General features: G+C 52.5%; 6 protein-coding genes. 4 read left to right on the forward strand and 2 right to left on the reverse strand.

All coding sequences use genetic code 11. The features are described 5' to 3' along the window. Positions 1–83 precede the first annotated feature (83 nt). From aadA1 to OKC30_RS19625, 4 genes are all read left to right on the forward strand, one after another. A complete protein-coding gene (gene aadA1, locus OKC30_RS19610; RefSeq protein WP_001206316.1) occupies positions 84–875 on the forward strand; it encodes an ANT(3'')-Ia family aminoglycoside nucleotidyltransferase AadA1 in 792 nt (263 codons plus the stop codon). 163 nt (positions 876–1,038) lie between these two features. Next, positions 1,039–1,386 (forward strand): quaternary ammonium compound efflux SMR transporter QacE delta 1, encoded by a 348-nt coding sequence (locus tag OKC30_RS19615; protein WP_000679427.1) that lies wholly within the window; start codon positions 1,039–1,041, stop codon positions 1,384–1,386. Continuing rightward, positions 1,380–2,219, forward strand: a complete 840-nt coding sequence (gene sul1 / locus OKC30_RS19620; protein WP_000259031.1) for a sulfonamide-resistant dihydropteroate synthase Sul1 — start codon at positions 1,380–1,382, stop codon at positions 2,217–2,219. The genes OKC30_RS19615 and sul1 overlap by 7 nt, the downstream gene beginning before the upstream one ends. A 404-nt stretch (positions 2,220–2,623) precedes the next feature. After that, positions 2,624–4,165: an IS91-like element ISCR1 family transposase gene (locus tag OKC30_RS19625; RefSeq protein WP_270809762.1), complete on the forward strand. Its 1,542-nt coding sequence runs from the start codon at positions 2,624–2,626 to the stop codon at positions 4,163–4,165. Between the two features lie 239 nt (positions 4,166–4,404). On the opposite strand, the gene dfrA34 is transcribed toward OKC30_RS19625, so the two are convergent. Both dfrA34 and OKC30_RS19635 read right to left on the reverse strand, forming a co-directional pair. Further along, positions 4,405–4,992, reverse strand: a complete 588-nt coding sequence (gene dfrA34 / locus OKC30_RS19630; protein WP_058652112.1) for a trimethoprim-resistant dihydrofolate reductase DfrA34 — start codon at positions 4,990–4,992, stop codon at positions 4,405–4,407. Next, entirely contained in the window at positions 4,989–5,372 is a 384-nt protein-coding gene (locus tag OKC30_RS19635; RefSeq protein WP_143207222.1) for a BRCT domain-containing protein, read from the reverse strand. Before OKC30_RS19635 ends, dfrA34 begins: the two co-directional genes overlap by 4 nt. Positions 5,373–5,521 lie beyond the last annotated feature (149 nt).

The following is a 5,521-nucleotide window of genomic DNA, read 5'->3' on the forward strand; positions in this document are numbered from 1 at the left end:
TCAATCAAGTCGGGACGGCCAAAAGCAAGCTTTTGGCTCCCCTCGCTGGCGCTCGGCGCCCCTTATTTCAAACGTTAAACATCATGAGGGAAGCGGTGATCGCCGAAGTATCGACTCAACTATCAGAGGTAGTTGGCGTCATCGAGCGCCATCTCGAACCGACGTTGCTGGCCGTACATTTGTACGGCTCCGCAGTGGATGGCGGCCTGAAGCCACACAGTGATATTGATTTGCTGGTTACGGTGACCGTAAGGCTTGATGAAACAACGCGGCGAGCTTTGATCAACGACCTTTTGGAAACTTCGGCTTCCCCTGGAGAGAGCGAGATTCTCCGCGCTGTAGAAGTCACCATTGTTGTGCACGACGACATCATTCCGTGGCGTTATCCAGCTAAGCGCGAACTGCAATTTGGAGAATGGCAGCGCAATGACATTCTTGCAGGTATCTTCGAGCCAGCCACGATCGACATTGATCTGGCTATCTTGCTGACAAAAGCAAGAGAACATAGCGTTGCCTTGGTAGGTCCAGCGGCGGAGGAACTCTTTGATCCGGTTCCTGAACAGGATCTATTTGAGGCGCTAAATGAAACCTTAACGCTATGGAACTCGCCGCCCGACTGGGCTGGCGATGAGCGAAATGTAGTGCTTACGTTGTCCCGCATTTGGTACAGCGCAGTAACCGGCAAAATCGCGCCGAAGGATGTCGCTGCCGACTGGGCAATGGAGCGCCTGCCGGCCCAGTATCAGCCCGTCATACTTGAAGCTAGACAGGCTTATCTTGGACAAGAAGAAGATCGCTTGGCCTCCCGCGCAGATCAGTTGGAAGAATTTGTTCACTACGTGAAAGGCGAGATCACCAAGGTAGTCGGCAAATAATGTCTAACAATTCGTTCAAGCCGACGCCGCTTCGCGGCGCGGCTTAACTCAAGCGTTAGATGCACTAAGCACATAATTGCTCACAGCCAAACTATCAGGTCAAGTCTGCTTTTATTATTTTTAAGCGTGCATAATAAGCCCTACACAAATTGGGAGATATATCATGAAAGGCTGGCTTTTTCTTGTTATCGCAATAGTTGGCGAAGTAATCGCAACATCCGCATTAAAATCTAGCGAGGGCTTTACTAAGCTTGCCCCTTCCGCCGTTGTCATAATCGGTTATGGCATCGCATTTTATTTTCTTTCTCTGGTTCTGAAATCCATCCCTGTCGGTGTTGCTTATGCAGTCTGGTCGGGACTCGGCGTCGTCATAATTACAGCCATTGCCTGGTTGCTTCATGGGCAAAAGCTTGATGCGTGGGGCTTTGTAGGTATGGGGCTCATAATTGCTGCCTTTTTGCTCGCCCGATCCCCATCGTGGAAGTCGCTGCGGAGGCCGACGCCATGGTGACGGTGTTCGGCATTCTGAATCTCACCGAGGACTCCTTCTTCGATGAGAGCCGGCGGCTAGACCCCGCCGGCGCTGTCACCGCGGCGATCGAAATGCTGCGAGTCGGATCAGACGTCGTGGATGTCGGACCGGCCGCCAGCCATCCGGACGCGAGGCCTGTATCGCCGGCCGATGAGATCAGACGTATTGCGCCGCTCTTAGACGCCCTGTCCGATCAGATGCACCGTGTTTCAATCGACAGCTTCCAACCGGAAACCCAGCGCTATGCGCTCAAGCGCGGCGTGGGCTACCTGAACGATATCCAAGGATTTCCTGACCCTGCGCTCTATCCCGATATTGCTGAGGCGGACTGCAGGCTGGTGGTTATGCACTCAGCGCAGCGGGATGGCATCGCCACCCGCACCGGTCACCTTCGACCCGAAGACGCGCTCGACGAGATTGTGCGGTTCTTCGAGGCGCGGGTTTCCGCCTTGCGACGGAGCGGGGTCGCTGCCGACCGGCTCATCCTCGATCCGGGGATGGGATTTTTCTTGAGCCCCGCACCGGAAACATCGCTGCACGTGCTGTCGAACCTTCAAAAGCTGAAGTCGGCGTTGGGGCTTCCGCTATTGGTCTCGGTGTCGCGGAAATCCTTCTTGGGCGCCACCGTTGGCCTTCCTGTAAAGGATCTGGGTCCAGCGAGCCTTGCGGCGGAACTTCACGCGATCGGCAATGGCGCTGACTACGTCCGCACCCACGCGCCTGGAGATCTGCGAAGCGCAATCACCTTCTCGGAAACCCTCGCGAAATTTCGCAGTCGCGACGCCAGAGACCGAGGGTTAGATCATGCCTAGCATTCACCTTCCGGCCGCCCGCTAAATATCTCCTTTTGGGTTGTTAATAAAACATCCAATAAGTTGACTGTGCGTGAAAAAGAAAGTTTTGTGTGATGGCGTTGAAGATCGCACCGTTAAGCTCTTATGTGGGATGGTGCAGAGCTCGACGACTACCGATAAAACGCAACCGCCGCAAACAGACAAGAAAAAGCCCCAACTGATAACAGTTGGGGCTTCAGTATTGTGATTGGTGGAGCAATAGCACCCTGAACCCAAAACCTTCTCGCTCAACCGGTAGTGGCTGATAACAACTCGTGAGGGCTATTGCGGGTTAAGCATTTAGCGATGTCTAGGGCCAGACTGGACGTCTGAACGCAAGCCGCTGATACTGTACATAACCACAGTATCAGCGGAGGATACCCATGTCGCTGGCAAGGAACGCCACGGCGAGTCAATCGCCCACTCAAACAAACGGTTACGAACGCCACCAACCCGACCAGACGCTGCTCTACCAGCTGGTTGAGCAGCACTACCCAGCCTTCAAAGCCTCACTCGAAGCCCATGGTCAACACCTGCCTCGCTACATCCAACAAGAATTCAACGACCTCCTCCAATGTGGCCGTCTGGAGTATGGTTTCATGCGGGTTCGCTGCGAGGATTGTCATCACGAGCGTCTGGTCGCCTTCAGCTGTAAACGACGCGGCTTTTGCCCTAGCTGCGGTGCCCGCCGGATGGCCGAGAGTGCGGCGCTGCTGATAGACGAAGTCTTCCCCAAGGAGCCCATTCGCCAGTGGGTGCTCAGCTTTCCTTTCCAGCTACGCTTTTTGCTGGCTCGCCATCCCCAGCTGATGGGCCAGGTCTTGAGTATCGTCTATCGTACACTCTCAACTCATCTGATCAAAAAAGCCGGTTACACCAAAGCCTCTGCACAAACTGGCTCAGTGACTCTTATCCAACGCTTTGGCTCCGCGCTAAATCTCAATGTCCACTACCACATGCTGTTTCTCGATGGTGTCTATGCCGAAGATGACTATGGCAAGCAACGCTTCCATCGTGTCAAGGCACCCACTTACGATGAGCTGAATACGCTCGCTCACACCCTCAGCCATCGCATCGCTCGCTGCATGGAAAAGCGTGGGATTTTGGAGCGTGATGCCGAGAATACGTGGTTGACACTGGAAGAGGGCGAAGACGATACGCTGACTCAATTACATGGTGCTTCGGTTACGTATCGCATTGCCGTCGGCCCCCAGCAAGGGCGCAAAGTCTTCACCCTGCAAACCTTGCCAGGGCGTGAGGATAAAGCCGACTCAAGCAGTCGAGTAGCCAACCATGCTGGTTTCTCGCTACACGCCGGTGTGATGGCCGAAGCGCATCAGCGGGATAAGCTTGAGCGCTTGTGTCGCTACATTAGTCGGCCAGCGGTTTCAGAAAAACGTCTGGCATTAACCGCCAATGGGCAGGTGCGTTACGAGCTCAAAACTCCGTACCGCAATGGCACCACCCATGTGATCTTCGAGCCGCTGGACTTCATCGCCAAACTCGCTGCGTTGGTACCTAAGCCGCGAGTCAACCTCACACGCTTCCACGGCGTCTTTGCACCGAACAGCAAACACCGAGTTCAAGTAACACCCGCCAAGCGGGGCAAGAAGCCCGACAAATCGGAAGGTCTCGATACTAACTGGCGTGACAAGAGTCCTGCAGAGCGCCACCGCGCCATGACCTGGATGCAACGCCTCAAGCGAGTCTTCAATATTGATATTGAAGTCTGCGAACACTGCGGCGGTCACGTCAAAGTGATTGCCAGCATCGAAGATCCGAAGGTCATTGAGCAGATTCTCAAGCATCTGAAACAGAAAACAGCCAAGGCGAATGCCGCCAAGCAGCGTGAGCTGCCACCAGAACGAGCGCCGCCACTGACTCCCAGCCTGTTCGATCCATCACAGAGTCGTCTCTTTGACTGACGACCCCAAATCCAACACTGCTCAACACTGCCAACTTTTAAACGGGGCGGTGGGGCAGTTTGTATCTCTCGAGCTATCAGGCTAGAGATTTTACCGCCAAATCGAACCTTATTAGAGCGGTTTAGGCTGGACCGGCAGTTAAAATTGGGGCTTGAGCGGTAAACGAGTGAGGGAATTTCAGGTAAGATACTTCGGATGAGGAGCAAAAAGGTGGTTTATACTTCCTATACCCTGGGCGTTTATGCGCGCTTGCGGGTCCATTTAATTACAGGAATATCCGCATGAACTTGGTTAGGAATCGTCTTGTATAATTCTGGTGTAAACATGCGCGACAGTTTTTCTACAGGAAAGAATGTGTCGCAGTTAAGATACACAGCCGGTAATATTGAGGTGTATACCTCGTCACAATAATCGAGACCGGCATCATATATGCGTTTACCGCCAATGAAATGGATATCTTTATTCGCGTGCATTCCACCTAACCCTTTTGCGAGTTTAACAGCAGCGTCCACGGTGTTCACGAAGTACAGATCAAGATGTCTCCTGTCAGCCTCTATAAGTGCCATTATCGACGGATCGTACACCAATTCGTGTGATGATGATACTACGATATGTGGCGTGGTCCGGAGTAGACATTTTTTATACAAACCACCCTTTGGTGATAGCGATAAGTGAACTAGATCATTAAACGATCTGCCGCCAATTATACAGATACCACCCCTGACATGCTCTTGGTAAAAAGCAAATTCTTCTGGTATTGCCCATGGAAGCGTCCCCTGGGCACCAAAACCGCCATCGCTATCGATCGCTACACATGCTGTGATCATAATAACCGTCTCCGTAATTCCAAGACATCGATAATCTCGATGCCCATCTCGCGTGCTTTCTTGGCTTTCCCTGATGACGTGTTCACATCCTTACATACCAGTATGTGAACCGCACTCGATATGCCCGATTTGATCTCACCGCCCTCAGCTATGATTTGTGTTTCCAACTGCGCATCACGTATACCAGTGAAAAGCACGCCTTTACCTTGGAATTTGGACCCTGTTGGGGCAGTTGGCACCTCATATGTGGCGATGGTCAATCGTCCTTCATCCGTTAGCCGCTGGATTATGCCAATGGCTTCATCGATATTATCCACTATCGGTTTTGATGTTGCGAGTTCGAAACCTGGAACAGATAATAACCGATCCAAATCGCGCATGCAGTCGATATCGCCACAGAAATGATTGTAAGCAGCAAAGGTGGGTTGGCCAGTATATAGTCCGCACGTAAGGTTTCCTGATTACCCATGATTAGCAGTCAGTTACCACGAACTATACTGATCTTACGTACAGTTATCGAGGTGCGAGA

This window comes from Aeromonas sp. QDB18 (genome assembly GCF_027705325.1).
Taxonomy (GTDB): Bacteria; Pseudomonadota; Gammaproteobacteria; order Enterobacterales; family Aeromonadaceae; genus Aeromonas; species Aeromonas caviae.